Raw genomic sequence first — 23,580 nt, forward strand, 5'->3', positions numbered from 1 at the left:
CCCCCCGCCCCCCCCCCCCCCCCCCCCCCCCCCCCCCCCCCCCCCCCCCCCCCCCCCCCCCCCCCCCCCCCCCCCCCCCCCCCCCCCCCCCCCCCCCCCCCCCCCCCCCCCCCCCCCCCCCCCCCGGTCGCCTCGCGTCAGCGAGGCGAAACACTCCTGTCTACATTGGAGTATCAGGATGGCTTGCCCATGCCTGAGCAGGTCAGGGATCATCTGATCCGCGGTGCGGACCTGCTCGCGCGGCGGCCACATTTCCGTCTGGTGGGGAGGGCGAAGGAGCTCTCCCAGATATCGGGTATGCTCATGCGGCACACCGCCTCCAACGTGCTGCTCGTCGGCCCGGGCGGGGTCGGGGCGACCTCGATCTGCATCGGGCTGGAGGCGGCGAAGGCCGATGCCTCCCTGCCCTTCGACGTGCTGGCCAGGCGGTTGTTCTGGCTCGACACCGACGGGCTGTTTTCCTCCGGCACCCATGCGCGCATCTCCGAAGGGTTCGAGAAGCTGCGCCGCACCTTGTTGCGTACCGCGAACTCCGTCCTGCTGATCGACGATTTCCGCGACTTCATCGAGGCCGCCCGCAACAACGGCACCACCCATCTGATCAACGCGGTCATGCGCGACGTGCTGACGGGGCGCTACCAATGCATCCTCGAAGCCCGCGACGAGGACCTCGAGATCGTGCTCAAGTGCCATTCCAACATGCGTGAGGTATTCACCATGCTGGAGATCCGCGAGCCCGGTCCCGACGCGCTGGCCGAGATCGCCCGGGTCGGCGCCGCGCGGCTCACCACCCATCACGGCGTGCCCGTCACGGAAGAGGCCATCGCCGCCGCGATCGAACTGACCTCCAAGTACCACGTCGGCGACCTGTCGCTGTCGCGCGCGCAGCCGGAGCGGACGCTGAACCTGATCGACCGGGCGCTGACCTCCTACCGGCAAGCGGTGCACCGGCGCCCGCCGCACCTTGTCCGGCTGCGGGCCACGCTGGCAGAGATCGAGGCGCTGCCCGAAGCGGCCCGCTCGCCCGACATTGCCCGCCAGCACGGCGAACTCAGGGACATGCTGGCCACCGCCGAAGCCGACTGGGCCGCCAAGGTCGACCGGCTCACCTCCCTGCGCAATGCGCAGCGCAGCGGGGAGGAACTGCTGCTCGCCCTCGAAGAGCAACTGGAGGCGGAACGGCAGAAGGAAAAGCCGGAGACCGCGCAGGCAGACGCCGCGCCCTCCTTCTCCGCCCGGCTTTCCGGCGGCGCGGGTTTCGGCTCGCGCGAGGAAAACCGCATCCTGCAGGAGATCCGGCAGGCCTCTGCCGGCATCGCCGACAACAGGCGAGCCTTCGACGCCCTGCAGGACGAGATGAACGCCGGTCTCGCGCTCGACGCCGCGGCGGTCACGCTGGAATTCTCCGCCATTTCCGGCATCCCCGCCGAAAAACTGAACCAGGACGAACGCGAAAAGCTCCTGACCCTCGACCGGGCGCTGAAGGCGCGGGTCTACGGCCAGGACCACGCCGTCGAAAAGCTGGTCGGTGCTGTGCTGATGGCCAATGCCGGGCTCAAGGAGCCGGACAAGCCGCAGGGGTCCTTCATGTTCTGCGGGCCGTCCGGCGTCGGCAAGACGGAGATCGCCAAGGCGCTCGCCATGGCGCTCAAGGACAGCGAGAAGGCGATGCTGCGCTTCGACATGTCTGAATACATGGAGAAGCACGCGATGGCCAAGCTCATCGGCGCGCCGCCGGGCTACGAGGGGTACGAGGCGGGCGGCATCCTCACCAATTCCGTGCGCCGCAACCCGCATTCGATCATCCTCTTCGACGAGATCGAGAAGGCGCATCCGGACGTGTTCAACGTCTTCCTGCAGGTGCTGGACGACGGGCGCCTTACCGACAACCGCGGGCTGACCGTCAGCTTTGCCGACACGCTGATCCTGATGACCACGAACATCGGGCAGGCGCATTTCCTCAACACCGACCTGGGCTTTGCCGCCGCCATGGAAGAGACCATGCGCGATCTCGAGGGCACCTTCCGCCCGGAATTCCTGAACCGTTTCAACGGGCGGCAGAACATCATCGGGTTCCGGACCCTGCCCTTGGAGCTGATCGAGAAGATCGCCAACCGCGAGCTGCAGAAGGTCAATGCGCGCATCCGGGCCGCCGGGCACGCGGTGACGATCACCATGGCGCCGGAGCAGGTCGCAGCGCTTTGTGCCGACCGCTACGATCCGGTGCACGGCGCGCGCGGCATCCCCGGCTTCTTCGCGGCAGAGGTCTATCCCTCCATCGCGCGCACCATCCTGTCGGCACCGGACACGGCCGGCACGCTCGACGTGCGTTACCACGCCGACGACGGCGGCCGGGTGGAGATCGTGCCGGCATGACGTGCGCACTGCTGGACAATGCCGCCGCAAAGGGGCGCCGGGCATGAGCGGGCGCCTGACATTCTCCGCCAACCTCGGGTTCCTCTGGACCGACAGGCCCTTGCCCGATGCGATCCGGGCGGCGGGGGCGGCGGGCTTCGACGCGGTCGAATGCCACTGGCCCTACGACATTCCCGCAGTATCCGTGCTGGACGCGCTGGCGGACACCGGCCTGCCGCTTCTCAGCGTGAACACGCGGCGGGGATCGCAGCCGGGCGACTTCGGCCTGTCGGCCCTTCCCGGGCGCGAGGCAGAGGCCCATGCCGCCATCGCGGAGGCGGTGAACGGCGCCGTGGCCCTTGGCGCACGCATGGTGCATGTCATGGCAGGCAAGGCGCGCGGTCCGAAGGCCCGTGCCGCCTATCACAACGCGCTGCGCCATGCCTGCGCGCTGGCCGCGCCGCACGGGCTGACGATCCTGATCGAACCCATCAACCAGAAGGACGCGCCAGGGTACTTCCTGCGCGACACCGCCCACGCACGGCGCATCATCGAGACGCTGGGACTGCCGAACCTGAAACTGATGTTCGACTGCTACCACGTCCAGCGCGCCGAGGGGGACGTGATCCACCACCTGCGCGACCTCCTTCCGGTAATCGGCCACATCCAGTTTGCGGGCGCGCCGGACCGCGGGCCGCCGGACGAGGGAGAGCTCAACTACACCGCCGTGTTCGAGGAAATCGCCGCGCTGGGATGGACGCCCCCGCTGGGCGCCGAATACCGCCCCGGTCCCGACACCGACGCCACGCTCGGCTGGCTGGCCAGGGCGCGCGGCATCTGAGCCCCGGGCAATCCGGAACGGGGTCAGCGAAATCTCAGCGGTTCATCGGAATCGAAGAGGTAGGAGACATTCCAGTTTTCCGGCTCCGTAAATCCCTTGCTGGCCAGCATATCGATAATCCGCTTGTCGATTGTATCGACAAATCGACCGAATTCCATTTCATCCCGAATGACTTTCGCCACGTCCCGTGAAATCTGCACCCGCTGCTGTGCCAGCAATTCGCCGATCCAGTGGCGAGACGCCTCGGAAAACACCTTGGCAGAGGCGATCATCAGTTCCCGCAGCTTATCGGGATCCAGCGCGTCCTTGCTGAGACAGTCCATCGACCCCTTCTTCATCGAGGCGACGGCCACGTCGGTGCGCATCTCCGACGAGATCATCACCACCGCCGCGCCGAAGTTCATGGGGTGGTTGTTCACCAGCCTCTGCGCGTGCAGCCCGTTGCCCTTCGGCAGGAGATAGTCAATGAAAATAACGTCGTAGGACCGCTCATCCAGCGCCTTCTCGAACTCGTCCATGCCCGTGGTCAGGCGCGTGTTCACGGGCAGCCCGGTCTTTCCGCAGGCGCGCTTGATCCGGTTCAGATCGAAGGTGCTGTCGTCGAGAACCAGCACTTCGAACACGCCGCGCTGCACTGCGCCATCCCGCCGGCCGCCGGCTGCCAGCACGCCGTCCGCTCTATCCGTTTCCGCCATCCGTCTTCTCCCAAGCTTCAGGGTCACCTGATGTACGAAAGAATAGCCGGGAGAAATCTTAACCCTGAATGAAGCCCCCAAATTTATTAACGTGAAATTTCGCAAAACTATCGGAGGGAAGCGTTTGGCGATCGTCCGGCCGACTGTTACCAATGCTCGTGCAACCATAAACCCCTGGACAGAGCGGTAAAATGAAGGATCTTACGGAAACGGGCGAAACGGAAAGGGATTTCGAATCCTACCTCTATATCGTTACGCACGATCTGAAGACCTATTCCCGCGCAATGCGCGTCATCCCCGAATGGATCGAGGAGGATCTGGGCGCCGCCGGTCACGCCGTCCCGGCGGAGGTCCGCGAACACGTCACCATGCTGCGCGACTACGCCCGTGGGCTCGACCTCATGCTCGACGGGCTGACGGAACTGTCGCGCGTCGGGCGGCTGGCCGACACACCGGACCGCCACCCCCTGCCGGAGGCGCTGCGCGACGCCTGGTGCCGCGTGCCCGGACGCGACGGGTTCGACCTCGACCTGTCGCAGGCGGCGGGCGCGGTCGTGGCCCCGGGCAACGACCTCGACCGCATGCTGTTTGCCGTGCTCTCCAACTGCGTCCGCCACCACGATGCCGCGCAAGGCCACGTCACGGTCCGCACCCGGTGCGACGGCGCCCGCCTCTTCCTGACCGTGACGGACGACGGGCCGGGCGTCGACCCGGACTACCGCCGGAAGGTCTTCGAACCGCTCTTCACCCTGCGCGCCAAGGACGAGGTCGGCACGGCGGGCATGGGCCTCGCCGTGGCAGAGAAGGTGGCGAAGACGCTCGGCGGCAGCATCGCCATCGTAGACACCCCCGCGCGGCGCGGTTGCACGGTGGAAATCGGCCTGCCGCTGGCCCCCGCCCCAATCGTTTGAGAACTGCCCGCACTTGATGTACCCCGAAGGGGCCGTGACCCTCAGGACCACATCATGCCCCAGATCCGCCTGACCCCCGAAGAGATCCACAGCCTCGCCTACGACACGCTGACCCGGACCGGCTATGGCGACGCCCACGCGCAGGCCATCGCCGCGTTCCTGACAACCTGCCAGATGGACGACTGCGGCTCTCACGGGCTGTTCCGCCTGTTCATGTGCGTCGAGACGATGCGCCGGGGCACCGTCGACGGCACGGCAGAGCCGGAGATCGTCACCGACGACAGCGCCGTGGTGCGGGCCGACGCGCGCGGCGGCATCTCGCTTCTGGCGACGCAGGGCGGCCTGCCGCTCCTGACCGAACGCGCGCGCCGCTTCGGTGTCGCGGCCATGGCCGTCAACCGCTGCTACCACTTCTCCGCCCTCTGGCCGGAGGTCGAACACCTTGCCCGCGAAGGGCTTTCCGCGCTGTCGATGGTGCCCAGCCACGCCTGGGTCGCGCCCGCGGGCGGCACGCGCGGCGCGCTCGGCACCAACCCCATCGCCTTCGCATGGCCGCGCGGCGACACCGATCCGCTGGTCTTCGACCTCGCCACCTCCGCCTTCGCGCGCGGCGAGATCGAGCTTTACCGCCGCGAGGGCAAACCCCTGCCCGAAGGCGTGGCGCTGGACGCGGACGGCAAGCCCACCACCGATCCGGAGGCCGCGATGCAGGGCGCCATGTGCACCTTCGGCGGCCACAAGGGCTCTGCCCTGTCGCTGATGGTCGAACTGATGGCCGGGCCGCTGATCGGCGACATGACCAGCCTCGAAAGCATGGCCTACGCCGAGGGCCGCCCCGAGGCGCCCTACCACGGCCAGATCATCGTGGCCTTCGACCCGGCGCGCCTGTCGGGCGGCCGCGCCGACGCGGGCCAGTCGTCGGCAGAGGCGCTGTTTGCCGAGATCGCCGGGCAAGGCGCCCGCCTGCCCGCCGAACGCCGCTATGCCGCCCGCGCCCGCAACAAGGCGCGCGGCTACGTGGAAATCGCGCAGTCGCTCTACGACGATCTGAAGGCGCTCTGACCGCCGGGCCCGGAGGCCGGCGCCTATTCCTCCGACGGGCGCCGCGGCCGCACCAGATCGACGGCGCGGTCGAACTCCGCGTCCTCGACCTCCTCGGCCTCCAGCGCGCGGCTCAGCGCGTCCGGTGCGCCTTCGACCACCACCGCCTGCACGCCGCGCGCGACCGAGGTCTTCAGCCCAAGCGCCTGCAGCTTGCCCACCAGCGCGTCGAGACCGGGGGCGCCCTGCGCATCCTCGAAATCGATCAGCGCCTTGCGGTAGGCGGTGCGGTCCGGGAAAGCGTCCGGCGCGGGCGCCGCGGCGCCCCGGCTGCGGGAAGGCCGCGCGGTCTGCAGGATCATCCGCTCCATCCCGCCCGAGGGCTTGGCGCCCAGTTCCGCCTGCAGCTTCTTCAGGCTTTCCTCATCCATCCAGACCGCCCTTCCCTGCAAGTGTGCGCCGACTCATGACACAGCCTGCCACAGGTGCGGCGGCAGTTGCAGCATCCCGCCGCCCTGCCGCAGTGCATCCACGCCCGACAGCGGCTGCAACACGCCGATGATCTCCTCCGTCAGGTCCGAGAGCGTGATCGTCGGGAACCGCTCCACGATCAGCGCGGCAATGCCCGAGACCAGCGGCGTTGCCATCGAACTGCCGTCCCAGGCTTCGTAGCCGCCGCCCATCACGCAGGAGGTCACCTCCGCCCCCGGCGCCACCAGGTCCGGCACATCGTAGCTTTGCGCGTCGGCGACCATGCTCCCCCCCGAAGAGAAGCTCGCCACCCGGCCATGGCGGTTGGCCGCGCCCACCGACAGCACCTCCGCGTAGTTGCCGGGGCTGCGGCTGGTGTTCGGCCCTTCGTTGCCCACCGCGATCACCGGCAGGATGCCCATGCGCTTCAGCAGCACGACGGAGGATTTCATCGCCCCGTGGAAGCCCGGAATGCCCGCCGACATGTTGAGGATCGCGATTTCCGGCCGCCGCGCCACGAAGTCGATGGCAAAGATGAAGTCGGAGATATTGCCAAGCGCGTTCGGGATCATGACGTAGTTCATCAGGTCCGCCTCCGGCGCGACGCCGACACGCGACCCGGCCACCAGCCCCGCGACATGGGTGCCGTGGCCCTCCGTGTCCTCGCTCTGGATCGCGACGGGCGTGTTGGTGGTGCGGTCCAGCCGGAAGGCCGAGGCAACGCGCCCGGCGATTTCCTCCACTTCCTCCACCCCGGTGTCGAGGATCGCGACCCCCACGCCCTTCCCCGTGCCGCCGAAGCCTGCCGCCCGGGCCGCGGCCACCGCCACCGCGTCGAGGTGCCAGAGGTCCAGCCCCGCCTCCACCGAATGGCTCGCCGTGGCACGCACCGGCGGGATCAGCGACAGCGGCAGGTCCTCCACCACCTCGTAGTTCGGCAGGTCCGTCTTCAGCCGCTCCAGCTCTTCCGGATCGTCCATGTCGAAGACCATCACCCCGGTGACGGAGGTCGTCTCCTCCGGGTGCGCCACGATCTCGGCCGAGCGCATCCGCGCGCGCGCGGCGGGTTCCGGTCCCCGGGTCTGCGCGCCAAGGCGGCGGCGCGCCTCGATGACGCGGGCGACCTGCGCGGCGCGCGCTTCGGGCGCCATGGTCACATCGGCCATGCTGAGCGAGGCGATGACAGGGTCGTTCTTCGGCAGGGCAAGAAATCGGGCCACGGGACAAATCCCCCTCTGTGCTGAAAATGGGGCCACGGCAGGCGCCGCCCGACGGGCCGCTGACAATCAAAGAATGAGTAATGCTACCACAATCCCCGCATTGCGGGTAGCGGGATATGAAAAAGCGGACGGGCCCGCGCCCGTCCGCCATGCTGTTCCATCAAGCGATGTTGGTGGCTCAGGCCACCTCCGCCGCGCTCGAGGTCTTTTCCTTGGGCGTGCTGAAGGCGCGCATCTGGTCCTCGGCCCAGAAGCGGATGTCCTGCTTCTGCACCATGGCGCGGTTGACCTTCATCCGGCCCCGGCGCTCTTCCTCCGGCATGGCCAGCGCGAACTCGATCGCCGAATCCATCGACTTGTGCGAGAACGGGTTGGTCGGCACAGCCGTCGCCAGTTCCACCGCCGCCCCGGCGAATTCCGACAGCACCAGCACGCCGTCGCCATCGGTGCGCGCCGCGCAGAATTCCTTGCAGACAAGATTCATGCCGTCCGCCAGCGGCGTGATCCACGCCACGTCCGCCGCCCGGTAAAAGGCCACCAGATCGGTGAACGGCACCGGGTTCGAGATCAGCAAGAGAGGCTGCCAGTCGAAGTTGCCGTACCGCCCGTTGATCCGCCCGGCGATCGACTCCAGGTCCTCCTGGATCTGCCGGTAGGCCGTCATGTTGACGTTCGCACTGACCGAGACGTGCATCAGCTGCACCTTGCCGCGCAGGTCGGGACGGTTCTCCAGCATCCGCTCGAAGGACTCGAGCTGCTCGATCCCGCCCTTGGTGTAATCCGTCCGGCCCACCGACAGGATCAGCTTGCGGTCCTTCAGGCCCTCGCGGATCTCGCCGACCCGCTTCTCCGTCGCCTCGTTGTTCGCCAGCGTCTCGATGTACCCCACGTCGACGCCCACCGGGCTCGCCTGCAGCAGCACCGTGCGCCCGTCATAGGCGACTTCGGTGATGACCGACTGCTCCGACAGGGCGGAGGTCTGGGCGTTCAGCTCGTCCTTCACCTTCTCGCGCTTCTGGGTGTCGACCTCCAGCAGCGACCGCGCGGCGGAGACGAAGTTGTTCACGTAACGCGGGATGTGGAAGCCCACCACGTCGCAGGCCAGCAGCGACTCGAGGATCTCGCGCCGCCACGGCAGCACGTTGAAGATGTCGGCGGGCGGGAACGGCGTGTGGTGGAAGAAGCTGATCTTCACGTCCGGACGCAGCGTCCGCAGGTAACCGGGCACCAGCCACAGGTTGTAGTCGTGCACCCAGACCACGGCGCCCTGCGCGGCCTCGGCGGCGGCGGCCTCCGCGAAGGCCCAGTTCACCTCCCGGAAGGTCGACCAGTCGACGGGGTCGTAGTTGTAGCGTTCCTTGAAGCCGTGCAGGATCGGCCAGAAGGCTTCCTTGGAAGAGACGTGGTAGAACGACGTCACCTGCTCCGGCGTCAGCGGCAGGCGGGACACGGAATACTTGCCGTGCTGGTCCTCGATCTCCACCACCCTTTCGAATCCAGGATTGGCGGGGTCCGCGGCGTTCTTCCACGCCACCCACGCGCCCTTGTCGAAGCGGCCGAAGAAGCTCTTGAGCGTCGGCACGATTCCGTTGGGACTCTTGTTCTCGTGGAACTCGATCTTCCCGTCGACCTCCACTTCCTCGTAGGGCTGACGGTGATAGACGATCACCAGATCGGATGGCATGGTTCAGGCTCCTTTCGGGGTGTCATGCAACTGAAGCGCGGCGATGGCCTCGATGATGCCCGCCGCACCGTGCGCTTGCGCATGGTAGACGGTCTTGCAGCCATCGAGCCGCGCCTTCAGGTCGGTTTCGGAATTGCCCACGGCGACGGCCGGCAGGCCGCTCTCCAGCATGGACAGGTCGTTGAGCGTGTCCCCGGCGCACAGCACGCGCGCCTCCGGGATGCCCAAGTGGTCGACAAGCCGCCGGATCGACGGCCCCTTCGAAACTCCCTTGGGCAACACGTCGAAATAGCGGTTGTCGGAAATCAGCCAGTCCAGCCCCATCTCCGCCACGCGCTCCTTGGCGTTGGCGTCGAAATCGGCGGGGTCGAGGTCGTAGCTGACACGGTAGCGGAACGCGGTCGGCTGAAGCGTCAGGCCGGGATGGCCGTGCAGCGTCGTGCGGACCAGCTCCCCCTTGTCGCCCCAGCGTTCGGCGATGTCCTCTTCCAGCTTGGCGATGGGCGTCACGTGCCCGTCCGCCGTGACCTCGGCGATGGTGGTGCCCACGTCGCCCACCACGAACTCCGGCCAGGGCAGGCCCTTCTCGCGGCACATCTCCATGATGAATTCCGGGTCGCGCCCGGTGACGAAGATCAGCCCGACGCTGGCGCGGTTGGCCTCGATCCAGCCGTAAAGGCGGTCCCGCTCGGCATCCGTGCCGCCCAGGAAGGTGCCGTCCAGGTCGGTGGCGAGGGTCATCCGGCGCGCGGCGATGTCCGGGCGCGATGTGGCATGTACGTTCATGTCAGCTTTCTCCGAATTGCAGCGGCACGTCGGGTTGCGGGTGGGCCAGCGAGAGGTCCAGTGCCTGCGGCTCCGCCTCGATCGGGCGCGCCCAGAGCGTGCTGAACGCCTCCTGCAGGTCGGCGCCCTCGTGCAGCACGGCGTTGACGGTCTCGCAGATCGGCATGGGCACACCCACGCGCTGCGCCAGTTCGATGACCGAGACCGCGTTGATCTCGCCCTCGACCACCACCGGGCGCCCTTCGAAGCACGACACCCGCGGGATGCCCTGCCCAAGCTGGTAGCCCAGCGACATATTCCGCGACGTGGTCGACGAACAGGTCAGCGTCAGGTCGCCCGCACCCGACAGGCCGGTGACCGTCTCGCGCCGCCCGCCAAGTGCCTGCGCCAGCCGCTTCATCTCGTCGATGCCGCGGGTGATCAGCGCGGCGCGGGTGTTCTCGGCAAAGCCTGCGCCCGACATCATCCCGCAGGCGATGGCGATCACGTTCTTTACCGCGCCGCCCACTTCGACGCCCACGAGGTCGTCCGACACGTAGGGCCGGAACCCGTTGCCCGACAGCGACAGCGCCAGCCGTGCCGCGGGGCTCGACTTCGGCGCCAGCCGGTCGGCATAGCGGAAATGGAAGGCCACGGTGGCAGCGGTCGGGTGATCCAGCGCCGCTTCGCGTGCAAAGGTCGGGCCGGAGACGGCGCCCACCGGATGCCCCGGCAGCTCGTCCGACACGACTTCGGACAACAGAAGGCCCGTGCCGCGCTCCACGCCCTTGCAAGCCAGCGCCACCGGGATGCCCTCCGGCAGATGCGGCGCGATGGCCCGGCACATGGGCCGCAGGGTCGAGGACGGCGTGACCATCAGCACGGCCTCCGCGCCTTCCAGCGCCTCGGCCAGGTCGGCGGTGGCGGTCAGCCCGGCGGGGAGCGGCACATCCGGCAGGTATTCGGCATTCTCGGCGCCCGCGTTGATCGCGTCCGCCTGATCGGGACGGCGCGCCCAAAGCTTCACCTGACGACCGTTGCGCGCCAGCACGCAGGCCAGCGCGGTGCCCCAGCTGCCGGCGCCAAGCACGGCGACGCGGTCATAGGGGGCGGCGGGTTGGTAAGACGAATCCTTAATGGGGAGCTCCTTTCAGGATACCCTGTTTACGTTTCGTTCATCCATGTACCGGGCGCGTCACCAGCCGTTCGGGGCGGCATCGCGGGGGTCGGCACAACGCAGGCCAACCCGGACCCTCGGGCACGGACATCCCGTCCAGCGCCACGTCATCAACCTAGGGCGGATATTTGCCGAAACCAACGGCTTTCCGCCGCATCGCAGCAAAGTCGTTATCCGATAAGGAAAATTTGTTGATCAAATAGGCAGACCCCGTGCCCGTCCCACCCCCGGCCATCCGCCCGGATAAAAAACGGAGCACCCCTCCATTTTTTTCGTTGCAGCCATGGACGCGCCCCTGCCATGCTCTATTTCCCGGCACAGCGAATTCCCACACGGAGGGCCAGCCAAATGATCTCTTTCGAACTCAACGGCGAGGAGGTGACCGTCGATGTCGCCCCGGACACGCCCCTGCTCTGGGTGCTGCGTGACGAGCTGAAGCTCACCGGCACCAAGTTCGGCTGCGGCGTCGCGCAATGCGGCGCCTGCACGGTGATGCTGAACGGCATGACCCGGCGCTCCTGCGTGACCCCGATCTCCATGGTCGACGGCAGCTTCGTCACCACCATCGAGGGCATGGAAGGCCCCGAGGTCGAGGCGGTTCAGGCGGCATGGGCGGGTCTCGACGTGCCGCAATGCGGCTGGTGCCAGTCCGGCCAGGTCATGAGCGCCACCGCGCTCCTGCTGGAAAACCCCGCACCCACCGACGAAGACATCGACAACGCCATGGCCGGGAACGTCTGCCGCTGCGCCACCTACGTGCGCATCCGCAAGGCGATCCACGACGCCGCCGACGCGCTGGAGGGCTGATCCCATGAACAAGCAACTGTCCCGCAGGGGCTTTCTCGCCTCATCCGCCGGCCTCGTGATCGGGCTCACGCTGCCCATGGCCGGCCGCGCCCAGTCCGGTGCCGCCCTCGCCTTCGAAGGCGACGGCACGGAGGGCACCTTCGCCCCCAACGCCTTTGTCCGCGTGGCGCCCGACGACACCGTCACCGTGATGATCAAGCACATCGAGTTCGGCCAGGGCCCCAACACCGGCCTCGCCACCCTCGTCGCCGAGGAGCTGGACGCCGACTGGTCGCAGATGCGCGCCGAAAGCGCCCCCGCGAACACCGAACTCTACAAGAACCTCGCCTTCGGCATGCAGGGCACCGGCGGCTCCACCGCCATGGCCAACAGCTACATGCAGATGCGCAAGGCCGGTGCCGCCGCCCGCGCCATGCTGGTCGCCGCCGCCGCCGAGGAATGGGGCGTCCCCGCCAGCGAGATCACCGTCGAGAACGGCATCGTCAGCCACCCCGACGGCCAGTCTTCCGGCTTCGGCGCGCTGGCCGAAAAGGCCGCCATGCAGACCGTGCCCGAGGATCCGCCGGTGAAGTCCGCCGACCGGTTCCGCCTGATCGGCTCCGACCTGCCCAAGCTCGACACCGCGGCAAAGTCGAACGGCACCGCGACCTTCACCATGGACCTCTACCGCGACGGGATGCTGACCGTGGTCGTCGCCCACCCGCCGAAGTTCGGCGCGACCGTGGCCTCCTACGATGACGCGGAGGCGCTGAAGGTCCCGGGCGTCGAGGCGGTGCACCAGATCCCGCAGGGCGTGGCCGTCTACGCGACCTCGACCTACGCCGCGATCAAGGGCCGCAACGCGCTGACCGTCGAATGGGACGAAAGCGCGGCCGAGACCCGCTCCACCGACGAGATGTACGAGGCGTTCTCCGCCGCGGCTGCCGAGGGCGGGCGCGATGCGGAGGTCAACGGCGACGGTGCCGCGGGCATCGACGGCGCCGCGCAAGTCATCGAGGCAGAGTTCCGCTTCCCCTACCTCGCCCACGCGCCGATGGAGCCGCTCGACGGCGTCCTGGAGGTGCGCGAGGACGGCGCGGAGGCCTGGATGGGCTCGCAGTTCCCCACCCTCGACCTGCCCGCCATCGCCGGTCCGCTCGGGCTCGACCCGGCGAACGTGAAGATCAACGTGATGCTTGCGGGCGGCAGCTTCGGGCGGCGCGCGCAGGACACCTCGCACTTCGCCTCCGAACTGGCCGAGATCGGCAAGGCCGCCGGTCCCGGCACCTACAAGCTGGTCTGGACCCGCGAGGACGACATCCACGGCGGCTATTACCGCCCCCTGACGGTGCACCGCTTCCGTGCCGGTCTGGACGACGGCGGCGCGCTCCTCGGCTGGGAAAACGTGGTGGCCAACCAGTCCATCATGGCGGGCGGCCCCATGGCGCAGATGATGCAGGACGGCATGGACCCGACGTCCTACGAAGGGTCGTCGAACCTGCCTTATGACTTCGGGCATTCCCGCGTCGGCTGGGCCGTGCAGGAAAACCCGGTCAGCGTGCTCTGGTGGCGCTCGGTCGGGCACAGCCACACCGGCTATGCGGTCGAGGTCTTCCTCGACATGGTGCTCGAAGCGCAGGGCAAGGACCCGCTGCAGGGCCGTCTCGACCTGCTGAAGGCCGATGGCGACCGCTTCCGCGGCGTGCTCGAAAAGGTCGGCGAGATGGCCGGCTGGGACGGCACCACGGTGCGCGACGGCAAGGGCTACGGCATCGCCGTGGTGAAAAGCTTCAACACCTATGTCGCCGAGATCGCCGAGGTTTCGGACGCGGGCGGCTTCCCGAAGGTGCACCGCGTCTGGTGTGCCGTGGACTGCGGCGTCGCGGTGAACCCCAACGTGATCCGCGCGCAGATGGAAGGCGGCATCGGCTACGGCCTCGGCTCCGTCCTCTTCGACGAGATCACGCTGGGCGACGGCGGCGAAGTCCAGCAGTCGAACTTCGACACCTACCGCATGCTGCGCATCCACGAGATGCCGGAAGTGGAGGTGGAGATCATCCAGTCCGACGCCGATCCGACCGGCGTGGGCGAACCCGGCCTGCCGCCCATCGGCCCGGCCGTTGCCAACGCATGGCGCGCCCTGACGGGCAAGACCGTCACCCGCCTGCCTTTCACCGCAAGCATGGAGGCCTGACCCATGAAAAAGACCCTTCTGATGGCGGCGCTCCTTGGCGTCGCCCCGGCCCTCATGGGCCCCGCCTTCGCCGAAACCGTCAACGGGCTGCGCACCGTGGACGAGTTCGACAGCATCACGGACGAGACGGAACGCTCCGTCTCGCTGTTCGAAGAGATGCTGGTGGTGATCGAAAGCCCGCGCTGCCTGAACTGCCACCCGGTGGACAACACCCCGCGGCAGGGCGACGAGATGAAGATCCACATGCCGCCGGTGGTGCGCGGCGATGCGGACTTCGGCGCGCCGGGCATGCGCTGCAACACCTGCCACGGCGAGGAGAACTACGCTTTCGAGACCGGCACCGGCTCCATCCCCGGCCACAGCCCGTGGCAGCTCGCGCCGCTGGAAATGGGCTGGATCGGCAAATCGGCGGCAGAAATCTGCGCCCAGCTCAAGGACCCGGAAACCAACGGCGGCAAGTCGCTGGCGGAACTGCACGAGCACAACGCCGAGGACGGCCTCGTCGGCTGGGGCTGGGAACCGGGCGAAGGCCGCACCCCCGCCCCGGGCAACCAGGAGATCTTCGGCCAGCTCACCGAAGCCTGGATCGAAACCGGCGCCGCCTGCCCGAGCTGACCTTTCCGACAACGACCATCAGGCCGCCCCCACGGGCGGCCTGATCCGTTTCCGGCCCCCACACTCCGGCCAATTCCCCGGACGTGGCCCAAGGGGCACGCACCAGGCGCACCGCGCTCTCCGGCGCAGCCGACCTGCCCGCCGCCCGGCCCGGGCTTCGGCCAGGTTTGCGCAGGCCACGACCCCGCCCGTAACCGGCTGCCGCACAGCGCACCCGCGCCTCACCCCACCTGACGCCCGCGCGACCAGACCCCGCGCAGCACGGGCGCATCGCCGAAGGTCTCGACCCGCAGCAGGTCGGCCCGCAGCCCCTCCGCCAGCGTGCCCCGGTCCGTCAGGCCGGTCGCCCGCGCCGGGGCAGAGGTCACCGTCCGCACCGCGCGCGGCAGGTCGTCCCACAGCGCCCCCAGCCGCCACGCCGACAGCAACAGCGCCGAGGGCACGTAATCCGACGACAGGATGTCCAGAAGGTCGAACTCCGCCAGCGCCAGCGCCGAGACGTTGCCCGAATGCGACCCGCCCCGGATCACGTTCGGCGCACCCATCATGATCGCGATGCCCCGCTCGCGGCAGGCCTCTGCCGCCTCCACCGTGGTCGGGAACTCGGCAAAGCCCACGCCCAGCGCCCCGCTCCGTGCCACCTGCTCCTCGGTCGTGTCGTCGTGGCTGGCCAGCACGGCACCGATCCGCCGCGCCTCCTCCACCGCGCCCGCCTCGTGCCGCGTGCCGTACTCCGCCTGCAGCCCCTTCAGGTGCGCCACATGCGCGTCGAACTCCGCGTCCGACATGTTGCGCTTCTTGGCGACGTACTGCTTCATCTTCGACAGGTCGCGGAACTGCCGCTGCCCCGGCGTGTGGTCCATCAGGCTGACGATGCCCACCCGGTCCTCCGGCCCGAAGGCCGCCAGCTCCTCCAGCAGCGTCTCCGAACAGATCTCCGCCCGCAGGTGCAGGAAGTGGCTGATCCGCATCGCCCCCGACGCCCGGAGCGCCATCATCTCCGACGCCAGCCCCCGCGCGTATTCCGCGTAGCGGCCCTTGCCCGAATGGATCGACCCGACCCGCATCGCGTCGAAGACCGTGGTGATCCCGCAGGACGCCAGCTCCCCGTCATGCGCCAGCAGGGCCGAGACATGCGGCCAGTCGACCCCGGGGCGCGGCTGGATGTGCCGTTCGAGGTTGTCGGTGTGCAGCTCCACCAGCCCCGGCAGCACGTAATCGCCGCCGCAGTCGATCGCGCCCGCCGGCACGTCTCCGCCGGAGCGGACCTCCGCGATCACCCCGTCCTCAACGCAAAGCTTGCCCGTGACCACCCGCTCGTCCAGAACGAGGCGCGCATTGGCAAGGCAGAAAGAGGCTGACACGCGCCTGTCATCACCGCGTGTCATGTCGCTCGAAAAGACCGGAGAATTCATGTCAGACCATTCCCGTTATGCTGTGTATTTCATGCCGCCCGAAGGCGTGTTGCAGACGTTCGGCGCGCGCTGGCTGGGCTGGGACGCCGTCACCGGGACAGAGGTGGCGCAGACCGCCCTGCCCGAAAACCTGCCCCCCATCGAACAGATCACCGGGGCGCCCCGCAAGTACGGCTTCCACGGCACGCTGAAGCCGCCCTTCCGCCTTCAGGGCAGCCTGCCCGATCTCGAAGCGGCGGTAGCGGCCCTGGCCAGCCGCACTGCCCCGGCGCGCAGCGCGGGCCTTGCGCTCACCCGGCTTGGCCGCTGGTTCGCGCTGACCCCCACGGGCGACATCTCCGGCATCGGCCGGATCGCCGCCGCCTGCGTCACCGACCTCGACACCTTCCGCACGCCCGCCTCCGAAGCCGAGCTCGACCGCCGCCGCAAGGCCGGGCTGACCGAGCGGCAGGAACACCACCTGCGCAAGTGGGGCTATCCCTACGTGCTCGACCAGTTCCGCTTCCACCTGACGCTGACCGGCAAGGTGGACAAGGACCGGCTCGACGCGGTGGAGGCCGCCATCAGGGACGCCCTCCCGCCGCTCCCGGAACCCTTCGTCATGGCCGACATCTGCCTCTGCGGCGAACGTCCCGATGGCCGCTTCGAACTGATCCACCGTTACGCCCTTACCGGGTGAAGCCGCGCCAGCGCCTCGGCGACGGTCCGCTCCAGCGGGCCGTCGTTCGACACGTCGAGCCGCGCCATGCCCTCGGGCAGCGCATAGCCCGCCCGCGCCAGCCGCCGCGCGATCTCCGGCGCGCTCTCCCGCCCCCGACCCGCCAGCCGCGCGGCCAGCGTTTCCGGCGTGGCGGTCAGGTTCAGCACCACGAAGCCGGGAAACATCCCCTGCGCCTCCGGCAGCACCGCGCGCGACAGGTTCGCCATGACCTCCGCCCCGCTCCGGACCGCCGCCAGCACCCCCGCGGGGATGCCGTAGGACAGCCCGTGCGCCTGCCACGACAGGCAGAAGGCGCCCCCGGCCTGCATCTCCGCGAACCGCTGCCGGGACACCGCGTCGAACACCTCGCCGCCCGCCTCCGCATCGCGGGTGATGACCCGGCGCACCACCCCGATGGAGGGCGCGGCAGCCGCGATCCCCTGCATCACGCTGTCCTTGCCGACACCCGAAGGCCCGACCACCGCGATCAGCCGCCCGCTCATGCCACACCCCCGCCGGACACTCCGGCAGGCCCGTGACCGGACCACGGCCCTGAGCGCGGGCCGCTGCGCCCGCAGGGGCGCAGTCGGGGCGTCCGGAAGGGGGCGGTCAGACCGCTCATGCCGCCATCCCCGGCGTGAACCGCGCCACGTCGATCTCGCGGTCGCAGACCCGCGCCCGCGCCGCCTCGTCGTGGAAGATCCCGACGATGGCCGCGCCCCGCGCCTTCGCCGCCTCGATCAGCTCCAGCACCACCGCCCGGTTCACCGCGTCGAGGCTGGCGGTCGGCTCGTCCAGCAGCAGCGCCGGATAGGCATGGGCAAAGCCGCGCGCGATGTTCACCCGCTGCTGCTCGCCGCCCGAAAACGTCGTGGGCGAGAGCGGCCACAGCGTCTCCGGGATGTTGAGCCGCGCCAGCAACTCCGCCGCCCGGGCGCGCGCCGCCGTCTCGTCCACGCCCACGGCGCGCAGCGGCTCCGCCACCACGTCGAGCGTCGGCACCCGCGGCACCACCCGCAGGAACTGGCTGACATAGCCCAGCGTCTCGCGCCGGAGCCGGATGATCTCGCGCGGGGCGGCCTGCGCCACGTCCACGTCACCCACCACGATCCGGCCCGAGGCCGCAAGGTAGTTGCCGTAGATCATCCGCATCAGCGTCGACTTTCCCGCGCCCGACGCGCCGGTCAGCGCCACGCATTCGCCTGGGGCGACGCGCAGGTGCGCGCCCTCCATCACCCGGATCACCGCCCCGCCCTGGTTGTGCAGGGTGAAGGTCTTGGCCACGTCCTCGATCTCGATCATCGTCTCACCCTGCCTTTAGGATTAACCCGTTGTTAATAAATGAGGTTTCGCGGCGAAACCTCCACCGGTCCCGGTCCATGCCTCAGACCTGCAACACGCTTGAGACCAGAAGCTGCGTGTACCCGTGCTGCGGGTCGTCCAGCACCTGGTCGGTCAGCCCCTGCTCCACCACCCGGCCCGACTTCATCACCATCAGACGGTCGGCCAGAAGCCGCACCACGGCCAGGTCGTGGGTCACGATGATGGCACTCAGCCCCATGTCCCGCACCAGCCCGCGCAGAAGGTCCAGCAGCCGGGCCTGCACACTCACGTCGAGGCCGCCCGTGGGCTCGTCCATGAACACCAGCCGCGGCCCGGTCACGAGGTTCCGCGCGATCTGCAGCCGCTGCTGCATCCCGCCCGAGAAGGTCGTGGGCCGGTCGTCCACCCGGCCCGGGTCGATCTCCACCCGGCCCAGCCAGTCGCAGGCGGCGCCCCGGATCTCGCCGTAGTTGCGAGCGCCCACGGCCATCAGCCGCTCGCCCACGTTGCCCCCGGCGCTGACCCCCATCCGCAGCCCGTCGCGGGCATGCTGGTGGACAAAGGCCCAGTCGGTCCGCCCCAGCATCCGCCTCTCCGGCTCGGACATGGTGACGGTGTCGCGCGGCCCCATGGCGGTGTCGAAGACCACCCGCCCGGCATCCGGCGTCAGGTGCCCGGCCATGCAGTTCAGCAGGGTCGACTTGCCCGACCCGCTCTCGCCCACGATGCCCATGACCTCGCCGGGATAGAGCTCGAAGCTCACATCCCCGCAGCCCAGGTGCGCCCCGTATCGCTTCGTCAGCCCCTCGACGGACAGAAGTGGTGTCATGCTCGTTCTCCCTGCCCCGGACGCCCTGTGGCAATCGCTGCCACCGGGCTCCTGGCATCCATCAAATTCACCCGGCCCGGACGCACCGTCCGGCCCGCAAGCCCGGCTTGGGCCGCGATCCGGCCCCCATCCCCGGCCCCTGCCCCTGCCCCTGCCCCTGCCCCTGCCCGGAACGGTTCACCCAGCCGGTATCCCAGGCCAGAGCGACGCCCCCGCAGCCCGGCAACGGCGGGCATCATGCCCCCTCTCCCGGCCCGGAGGATTTCGCCGCGAAACCGGGCGCAGCAAAGGCGTCCCCCGGGGCCCCGGCGGTGGGGCGCGGGGCGATCAGGCGGCCCATCAGCAGCGAATCCACGTAGACCCCGTCGCGCAGAAGCGAGGCGCGGCGGATGCCCTCGTCCTCGAACCCGAACGCCCGGTAGAGCGCGATGGCCCCGTGGTTGTCGAGGTTGACCTCCAGCTCCGTCCGGATCAGCCCCAGCCAGTTGTCGGCCAGGTCGAGGATCGCGGTCATCAGCGCCCGCCCGACCCCCTGCCGGTGGTGCAGGTCGTGGACGGTGATCGCCAGCGACCCGGAATGCGACCGGCGGTCCGGGCCGCGCGTCAGGGTCGCCCAGCCGATCGCCGTGCCGTCCTTCTCCGCCACGAGGCTGTGGACCCCTTCGGTCCTTGCCCGCACCCGTTCGGCCACCCAGTCGGTCTTCTGATAGGGCAGCCGCCCGGTGCCCCATTGCACGGCGGGGCGCAGGATCATCTCGTGCAGGGCGGGAATGTCGCGCTCTTCGGGGGCGCGCAGGATCAGTTCGCTCATGCCGCGGCCTCCCCGCGGAAGCCCTGCGCCTGCCGGGTTTCGCAGTGGTCGGTGTCCGAACAGACGAACATCCGCCCGCCCCGGTCGTCGACGATCACCTCGTCGAGATAGCTGTCCTCCGCCCCGCAGAGCGCGCAGGGGTGGTCCGCCTTCGAGGCCTCGAAGGGGTGGTCCTCGAAATCGAGGCTGACAACCCGTGTATAGGGCGGCAGGGCATAGATCCGCTGCTCTCGCCCGGCACCGAACAGCTGGATCGCGGGGCACCCGTCCAGCTTCGGGTTGTCGAAGCGCGGGATCGGCGAGGGGTCCATGACATAGCGGCCCTCGACCTGCACCGGGTAGGCATAGGCGGTGGCGATGTGGCCGTGGCGGCTGATGTCCTCGTAGAGCTTGACGTGCATCAGCCCGTAGTCCTGCAGGGCGTGCATCTTGCGGGTCTCGGTCTCGCGCGGCTCGAGGAAGCGCAGGGGCTCCGGGATCGGCACCTGGTAGACGAGGATCTGGTCCTCGGTCAGCGGCTGTTCGGGGATGCGGTGGCGGGTCTGGATCACCGTGGCCTCCGCTGTCCGGGTGGTCGTCTCCACCCCAGCGGTGCGTTCGAAGAAGGTCCGGATGGAGACCGCGTTGGTGGTGTCGTCGGCCCCCTGGTCGATGACCTTGAAGCGGTCTTCGGACGTCATCACCGCTGCCGAGACCTGCACCCCGCCGGTGCCCCAGCCGTAGGGCATGGGCATCTCGCGCGAGGCGAAGGGCACCTGGTAACCGGGGATCGCCAGCCCCTTCAGGATGGCGCGGCGGATCATCCGCTTGGTCTGTTCGTCGAGGTAGGCGAAGTTGTAGGCGAGGTCGCCGGTGTCGGGGGTCATGACCGAAGGGCCTCCGCTATGGCGCGCAGGACGGCGTCCGTCCGCGTCAGGATGTCGGTGTCGGTGAAGCCGAGGACCCGGTAGCCGCGGGCCTTCAGACAGGCCGCGCGGGCCGGGTCGCGGGGGTGGCCCGTCTCGATCGCGAGGCGGTGCGCCGGGATGAGGAAATCCACGATCAGCGGGCCGACGGGCGCCTGGCGGCGCACCGAAAGACCCATGAAGCGGTGGGCGCGCAGGCACTGCCAGAGCCGCCTCTGCGCCTCCGTCATCTCGCGGCGCCGGCGCCGGGCCTCCGCCTTCTGGGCGTCGTTGTGAAAGCCGGTCATCTGGTCCCCGACCGCCGGTGTTCCGGGGGGCGTCAAGATCAGGTGAACGGGGCGTGCGGTCGCTGCCGGGCCTGCCTGCCCTGTCCCTGCCCCCTCCCTGGCCCTCCCCCGCAGCGGGGGAGGGAAAGCCCTGCGGCATCGGGCGGACTCTGGACCTTGATAGGTTAATCCCGGCTTAACCGTCTTGCGCGACAGGTCCCCTCCCCCGTCCCGGGGGAGGGTTAGGGAGGGGGGGAGGCTCAGGGAGGGGGTCAGGTCAAGGCTGGGGAACGGGTGGGGCACACACGGGCGGGCGACGCCCATGACGACAGGCGTGGGCCGTCCGCGGGCCGCTGTCAGGACCACGCTCATTCCGCTGCCTCCTGCGTGGCGGGGCGGTCCTGCGCTGCCTCTGCCTCGCGGCGCAGCTTGCGGACCAGTTCCAGCTCCGACTGGAAGTCGACGTAATGCGGCAGCTTGATGTGTTCGAGGAAGCCCGTCGCCTGCACGTTGTCGCCGTGGTAGAGCACGAATTCCGCGTCCTGCGCCGGTGCGCCGCTGTCGTCCTCGCCCAGTTCCTGCCAGCGCAGCGCCCGGTCGACCAGCGCCATGGCGATGGCCTTGCGCTCGGTCTGGCCGAAGACCAGCCCGTATCCGCGGGTGAACTGCGGCGGCTCGGTCTTCGAGCCCTTGAACTGGTTCACCGTCTCGCATTCGGTCAGGACGACCTCGCCGATCTCGACCGAGAAGCCGAGCTCGGGGATCTCCATCTCCACCGGCACCGCGCCGATCCGCAGTTCGCCCACGAAGGCGTGGTTGCGGGCGTAGCCGCGCTGGGTCGAATAGGCCATCCCGAGGGTGAAGCCTTCGTCCGCCCGGGTCAGCGCCTGCAGGCGGAGCGCCCGTTCGGCGGGCAGTTCCAGCGGGTCGCGGGTCAGGTCCGGGGGCGTGGTGTCCTCTGCCGGGGCCTCCTCGATCAGGCCCTCGCGGTTGAGGAAGCCGGTGACATGCGGCACGGCCTCGCCCATCGCCTCGCGTTCCGGCGCGGGGTCGGGGGTGGCCTCCGCCGCGCTTTCGGCGGCGAGTTTGAAGTCCAGCAGGCGGTGCGTGTAGTCGAAGGTCGGCCCCAGCACCTGCCCGCCGGGGAGGTCCTTGAAGGTGGCCGAGATGCGCCGGTCGCAGGCCATGGCGGCGGTGTCGAGCGGCGCGCTGCTGCCGAGGCGCGGCAGGGTCGTGCGGTAGGCACGGATCAGGAAGACCGCCTCGATCAGGTCGCCGCGCGCCTGCTTGATCGCCAGCGCCGCGAGGTCGGGATCGTAGAGCGAGCCTTCGGCCATCACCCGGTTGACCGCCAGCGCCATCTGTTCGCGGATCTGCGGCACGGTGAGTTCGGGGATCGCGGGATCGCCGCGGCGCTCCTCGGCCAGCCAGGCGTGGGCGTTGCCGATGGCGCGTTCGCCCCCTTTGACAGCGACATACATCAGCGGTCCTCCGTTGCGGGAAACTGCACCCGGGTGGTGCGGGGCACGGCGGCGACCTGCGCGCCGCAGGTGAGGATCAGGTCCAGGCCCAGCGGGAATAGCGTCCGGTTCCGGGAATAAAGGCCGCTTTCGGGAAGGGAGAGGGTGGCGGTGTCCCTGATGCCGGGGCCAGAAAGGCGCGCGCCTTCCGCCGTCAGCCTGTCGGTTTCGACGATCAGCGTGGCGGAGCGGTCGGGGTATTCCGGCGTGCCCACGGGGTATCGGTCGTGGTCGAGGTCCTCCCAGCGGCCCAGGGCAAAGGTGCAGTCCGCCGCACCGCTGATCGGCGCGCCGATGTGGAAGGCGATCCACTGGCGGACGGCGGGGCAGTCTGTCGCCCCGGCCAGGTGCAGGGGTGTGTCGGCGTCGCAGAGCGTGAGCAGCACGGCACCGGCGGCGGGCGAGAGCGGCGCGGGCGGTGTCGCGCCGTCGAGCCGGTGGATGGTGCCGGGGCGGGCCATGGCGGTCATCACGGCGCGGAAGGCGCGGGCGGAATCCATTGCAGGGTCGGCGAACCCGCCTTCGAGGGCGTCGGTCGTCATCAGTCGTCTCCCCGGACCATGGTGAAGAAATCCACCTTCGTCGCTGCGGCCTTGCGGGCGCGGGTGTCCCGGCGCCGGGCGGCCTCGGCGGCGAGCGGGTCCAGCACTTCGGCCCGGACCCGTTCGGCGGCGCCGGTCTGCATCAGCGCGTCGATCAGGGCGGCGGCTTCCGCATGGGGTTTGTCGCGGCCCTGCACGTAGGCGTGGCCCACGGTGCCGTCCGCAAGGCGCAGCCCGCAGCGGGTCACGGTCATCTCGCCGAGGTTGAAGGGCGCGCCGGTGCCCCCGGCCCGGCCCTGCACCATGACGCTGCCGGTCTCCGGGCGGCGCAGCCAGTCGGCGGCAGGGCGCGGTCCCAGCGCATCCAGCAGTTCGGCGGGACGGCCGCTTGGCGCGCGGGCCAGGAGGCCCATCCACGCGCGCCGGTCCGCGGCGCCGCCGGTGTCGTCTTGCAGGTCTTTCATCTCGACAAATCCCGCCATATCTATACAACTAGACTTATTATCGCAGATGC

24 protein-coding genes are annotated in these 23,580 nt (G+C 69.4%); 8 read left to right on the forward strand and 16 right to left on the reverse strand.

What is annotated here, in order from left to right; genetic code table 11:
• Window positions 1-189 precede the first annotated feature (189 nt).
• Window positions 190-2,376: an AAA family ATPase gene (locus ACU0DV_RS23750; protein WP_446240687.1), complete on the forward strand. Its 2,187-nt coding sequence runs from the start codon at window positions 190-192 to the stop codon at window positions 2,374-2,376.
• 43 nt (window positions 2,377-2,419) lie between these two features.
• Window positions 2,420-3,196 carry a hydroxypyruvate isomerase family protein gene (locus ACU0DV_RS23755; protein WP_446240686.1) on the forward strand — a complete coding sequence of 259 codons (777 nt, stop codon included), beginning with the start codon at window positions 2,420-2,422 and terminating at the stop codon, window positions 3,194-3,196.
• 23 nt (window positions 3,197-3,219) lie between these two features.
• Here ACU0DV_RS23755 and ACU0DV_RS23760 read toward each other — a convergent pair whose 3' ends face one another.
• The gene (locus tag ACU0DV_RS23760) at window positions 3,220-3,891 is read right to left on the reverse strand and encodes a response regulator (RefSeq protein ID WP_283980920.1); all 672 of its coding nucleotides are present in this window, start codon (window positions 3,889-3,891) and stop codon (window positions 3,220-3,222) included.
• 191 nt (window positions 3,892-4,082) lie between these two features.
• Between ACU0DV_RS23760 and ACU0DV_RS23765 the strand changes: the two genes are divergently transcribed.
• Window positions 4,083-4,802: a sensor histidine kinase gene (locus tag ACU0DV_RS23765; RefSeq protein ID WP_446240685.1), complete on the forward strand. Its 720-nt coding sequence runs from the start codon at window positions 4,083-4,085 to the stop codon at window positions 4,800-4,802.
• Between the two features lie 54 nt (window positions 4,803-4,856).
• Window positions 4,857-5,864 (forward strand): Ldh family oxidoreductase, encoded by a 1,008-nt coding sequence (locus tag ACU0DV_RS23770; RefSeq protein WP_283980923.1) that lies wholly within the window; start codon window positions 4,857-4,859, stop codon window positions 5,862-5,864.
• A 23-nt stretch (window positions 5,865-5,887) separates the two neighbouring features.
• Here the strand turns inward: ACU0DV_RS23770 and ACU0DV_RS23775 are convergent, their stop codons facing one another.
• From ACU0DV_RS23775 to ACU0DV_RS23795, 5 genes are all read right to left on the reverse strand, one after another.
• On the reverse strand, window positions 5,888-6,274 hold the full coding sequence (locus tag ACU0DV_RS23775; protein ID WP_446240684.1) for a hypothetical protein: 387 nt from the start codon (window positions 6,272-6,274) through the stop codon (window positions 5,888-5,890).
• A 33-nt stretch (window positions 6,275-6,307) separates the two neighbouring features.
• Complete coding sequence (locus ACU0DV_RS23780) at window positions 6,308-7,534, reverse strand: S8 family peptidase (RefSeq protein WP_446240683.1); 1,227 nt, start codon at window positions 7,532-7,534, stop codon at window positions 6,308-6,310.
• A 178-nt stretch (window positions 7,535-7,712) separates the two neighbouring features.
• Window positions 7,713-9,218, reverse strand: a complete 1,506-nt coding sequence (gene ggpS / locus ACU0DV_RS23785; RefSeq protein WP_446240682.1) for a glucosylglycerol-phosphate synthase — start codon at window positions 9,216-9,218, stop codon at window positions 7,713-7,715.
• Window positions 9,219-9,221: 3 nt separating this feature from the next.
• A complete protein-coding gene (locus ACU0DV_RS23790) occupies window positions 9,222-10,004 on the reverse strand; it encodes an HAD-IIB family hydrolase (RefSeq protein ID WP_446240681.1) in 783 nt (260 codons plus the stop codon).
• A gap of 1 nt (window position 10,005) precedes the next feature.
• Window positions 10,006-11,073 carry an NAD(P)H-dependent glycerol-3-phosphate dehydrogenase gene (locus tag ACU0DV_RS23795; RefSeq protein ID WP_100929571.1) on the reverse strand — a complete coding sequence of 356 codons (1,068 nt, stop codon included), beginning with the start codon at window positions 11,071-11,073 and terminating at the stop codon, window positions 10,006-10,008.
• A gap of 435 nt (window positions 11,074-11,508) precedes the next feature.
• On the opposite strand from ACU0DV_RS23795, the gene ACU0DV_RS23800 reads away from it, so the two are divergent.
• The 3 genes from ACU0DV_RS23800 to ACU0DV_RS23810 are packed head-to-tail and all read left to right on the forward strand — an operon-like array spanning window position 11,509 to window position 14,755.
• Window positions 11,509-11,967: a (2Fe-2S)-binding protein gene (locus tag ACU0DV_RS23800; protein ID WP_283980928.1), complete on the forward strand. Its 459-nt coding sequence runs from the start codon at window positions 11,509-11,511 to the stop codon at window positions 11,965-11,967.
• 4 nt (window positions 11,968-11,971) lie between these two features.
• A complete protein-coding gene (locus tag ACU0DV_RS23805) occupies window positions 11,972-14,140 on the forward strand; it encodes a molybdopterin cofactor-binding domain-containing protein (RefSeq protein ID WP_446240680.1) in 2,169 nt (722 codons plus the stop codon).
• A 3-nt stretch (window positions 14,141-14,143) separates the two neighbouring features.
• On the forward strand, window positions 14,144-14,755 hold the full coding sequence (locus ACU0DV_RS23810) for an Isoquinoline 1-oxidoreductase subunit (RefSeq protein WP_283980930.1): 612 nt from the start codon (window positions 14,144-14,146) through the stop codon (window positions 14,753-14,755).
• 221 nt (window positions 14,756-14,976) lie between these two features.
• Here the strand turns inward: ACU0DV_RS23810 and ACU0DV_RS23815 are convergent, their stop codons facing one another.
• Entirely contained in the window at window positions 14,977-16,143 is a 1,167-nt protein-coding gene (locus ACU0DV_RS23815) for an alpha-D-ribose 1-methylphosphonate 5-triphosphate diphosphatase (protein WP_446240690.1), read from the reverse strand.
• Between the two features lie 25 nt (window positions 16,144-16,168).
• On the opposite strand from ACU0DV_RS23815, the gene ACU0DV_RS23820 reads away from it, so the two are divergent.
• Window positions 16,169-16,849, forward strand: a complete 681-nt coding sequence (locus ACU0DV_RS23820) for a DUF1045 domain-containing protein (RefSeq protein ID WP_446240679.1) — start codon at window positions 16,169-16,171, stop codon at window positions 16,847-16,849.
• Here the strand turns inward: ACU0DV_RS23820 and phnN are convergent.
• The 9 genes from phnN to phnG form a co-directional block, all read right to left on the reverse strand.
• Entirely contained in the window at window positions 16,831-17,373 is a 543-nt protein-coding gene (gene phnN, locus ACU0DV_RS23825; RefSeq protein WP_446240678.1) for a phosphonate metabolism protein/1,5-bisphosphokinase (PRPP-forming) PhnN, read from the reverse strand. The genes ACU0DV_RS23820 and phnN overlap by 19 nt on opposite strands.
• 115 nt (window positions 17,374-17,488) lie before the next feature.
• Window positions 17,489-18,172 (reverse strand): phosphonate C-P lyase system protein PhnL, encoded by a 684-nt coding sequence (gene phnL, locus ACU0DV_RS23830; RefSeq protein WP_446240677.1) that lies wholly within the window; start codon window positions 18,170-18,172, stop codon window positions 17,489-17,491.
• Window positions 18,173-18,254: 82 nt separating this feature from the next.
• Window positions 18,255-19,022 carry a phosphonate C-P lyase system protein PhnK gene (gene phnK / locus ACU0DV_RS23835; protein WP_370323459.1) on the reverse strand — a complete coding sequence of 256 codons (768 nt, stop codon included), beginning with the start codon at window positions 19,020-19,022 and terminating at the stop codon, window positions 18,255-18,257.
• Between the two features lie 235 nt (window positions 19,023-19,257).
• Window positions 19,258-19,833, reverse strand: coding sequence for a GNAT family N-acetyltransferase (locus ACU0DV_RS23840; RefSeq protein WP_283980935.1), 576 nt, complete (start codon window positions 19,831-19,833; stop codon window positions 19,258-19,260).
• Window positions 19,830-20,699 carry an alpha-D-ribose 1-methylphosphonate 5-phosphate C-P-lyase PhnJ gene (locus ACU0DV_RS23845; protein WP_446240676.1) on the reverse strand — a complete coding sequence of 290 codons (870 nt, stop codon included), beginning with the start codon at window positions 20,697-20,699 and terminating at the stop codon, window positions 19,830-19,832. The genes ACU0DV_RS23840 and ACU0DV_RS23845 overlap by 4 nt, the downstream gene beginning before the upstream one ends.
• Window positions 20,696-21,025: an endonuclease domain-containing protein gene (locus ACU0DV_RS23850; protein ID WP_446240675.1), complete on the reverse strand. Its 330-nt coding sequence runs from the start codon at window positions 21,023-21,025 to the stop codon at window positions 20,696-20,698. The genes ACU0DV_RS23845 and ACU0DV_RS23850 overlap by 4 nt, the downstream gene beginning before the upstream one ends.
• A gap of 347 nt (window positions 21,026-21,372) precedes the next feature.
• Window positions 21,373-22,485, reverse strand: coding sequence for a carbon-phosphorus lyase complex subunit PhnI (locus tag ACU0DV_RS23855; RefSeq protein WP_446240674.1), 1,113 nt, complete (start codon window positions 22,483-22,485; stop codon window positions 21,373-21,375).
• Window positions 22,485-23,066: a phosphonate C-P lyase system protein PhnH gene (gene phnH / locus ACU0DV_RS23860; protein WP_446240673.1), complete on the reverse strand. Its 582-nt coding sequence runs from the start codon at window positions 23,064-23,066 to the stop codon at window positions 22,485-22,487. The genes ACU0DV_RS23855 and phnH overlap by 1 nt, the downstream gene beginning before the upstream one ends.
• On the reverse strand, window positions 23,066-23,530 hold the full coding sequence (gene phnG / locus ACU0DV_RS23865; RefSeq protein WP_446240672.1) for a phosphonate C-P lyase system protein PhnG: 465 nt from the start codon (window positions 23,528-23,530) through the stop codon (window positions 23,066-23,068). The genes phnH and phnG overlap by 1 nt, the downstream gene beginning before the upstream one ends.
• Between the last annotated feature and the right edge of the window lie 50 nt (window positions 23,531-23,580).

The sequence above is a fragment of the Sagittula sp. genome (genome assembly GCF_052825245.1).

Coding starts and splice junctions, on each gene's coding strand:
- ACU0DV_RS23750 (WP_446240687.1), top strand. CDS start 190: ATGCCTGAGCAGGTCAGGGATCATCTGATCCGCGGTGCGGACCTGCTC.
- ACU0DV_RS23755 (WP_446240686.1), top strand. CDS start 2,420: ATGAGCGGGCGCCTGACATTCTCCGCCAACCTCGGGTTCCTCTGGACC.
- ACU0DV_RS23760 (WP_283980920.1), bottom strand. CDS start 3,891: ATGGCGGAAACGGATAGAGCGGACGGCGTGCTGGCAGCCGGCGGCCGG.
- ACU0DV_RS23765 (WP_446240685.1), top strand. CDS start 4,083: ATGAAGGATCTTACGGAAACGGGCGAAACGGAAAGGGATTTCGAATCC.
- ACU0DV_RS23770 (WP_283980923.1), top strand. CDS start 4,857: ATGCCCCAGATCCGCCTGACCCCCGAAGAGATCCACAGCCTCGCCTAC.
- ACU0DV_RS23775 (WP_446240684.1), bottom strand. CDS start 6,274: ATGGATGAGGAAAGCCTGAAGAAGCTGCAGGCGGAACTGGGCGCCAAG.
- ggpS (WP_446240682.1), bottom strand. CDS start 9,218: ATGCCATCCGATCTGGTGATCGTCTATCACCGTCAGCCCTACGAGGAA.
- ACU0DV_RS23790 (WP_446240681.1), bottom strand. CDS start 10,004: ATGAACGTACATGCCACATCGCGCCCGGACATCGCCGCGCGCCGGATG.
- ACU0DV_RS23800 (WP_283980928.1), top strand. CDS start 11,509: ATGATCTCTTTCGAACTCAACGGCGAGGAGGTGACCGTCGATGTCGCC.
- ACU0DV_RS23805 (WP_446240680.1), top strand. CDS start 11,972: ATGAACAAGCAACTGTCCCGCAGGGGCTTTCTCGCCTCATCCGCCGGC.
- ACU0DV_RS23810 (WP_283980930.1), top strand. CDS start 14,144: ATGAAAAAGACCCTTCTGATGGCGGCGCTCCTTGGCGTCGCCCCGGCC.
- ACU0DV_RS23815 (WP_446240690.1), bottom strand. CDS start 16,143: ATGACACGCGGTGATGACAGGCGCGTGTCAGCCTCTTTCTGCCTTGCC.
- ACU0DV_RS23820 (WP_446240679.1), top strand. CDS start 16,169: ATGTCAGACCATTCCCGTTATGCTGTGTATTTCATGCCGCCCGAAGGC.
- phnN (WP_446240678.1), bottom strand. CDS start 17,373: ATGAGCGGGCGGCTGATCGCGGTGGTCGGGCCTTCGGGTGTCGGCAAG.
- phnL (WP_446240677.1), bottom strand. CDS start 18,172: ATGATCGAGATCGAGGACGTGGCCAAGACCTTCACCCTGCACAACCAG.
- phnK (WP_370323459.1), bottom strand. CDS start 19,022: ATGACACCACTTCTGTCCGTCGAGGGGCTGACGAAGCGATACGGGGCG.
- ACU0DV_RS23840 (WP_283980935.1), bottom strand. CDS start 19,833: ATGAGCGAACTGATCCTGCGCGCCCCCGAAGAGCGCGACATTCCCGCC.
- ACU0DV_RS23845 (WP_446240676.1), bottom strand. CDS start 20,699: ATGACCCCCGACACCGGCGACCTCGCCTACAACTTCGCCTACCTCGAC.
- ACU0DV_RS23850 (WP_446240675.1), bottom strand. CDS start 21,025: ATGACCGGCTTTCACAACGACGCCCAGAAGGCGGAGGCCCGGCGCCGG.
- ACU0DV_RS23855 (WP_446240674.1), bottom strand. CDS start 22,485: ATGTATGTCGCTGTCAAAGGGGGCGAACGCGCCATCGGCAACGCCCAC.
- phnH (WP_446240673.1), bottom strand. CDS start 23,066: ATGACGACCGACGCCCTCGAAGGCGGGTTCGCCGACCCTGCAATGGAT.
- phnG (WP_446240672.1), bottom strand. CDS start 23,530: ATGAAAGACCTGCAAGACGACACCGGCGGCGCCGCGGACCGGCGCGCG.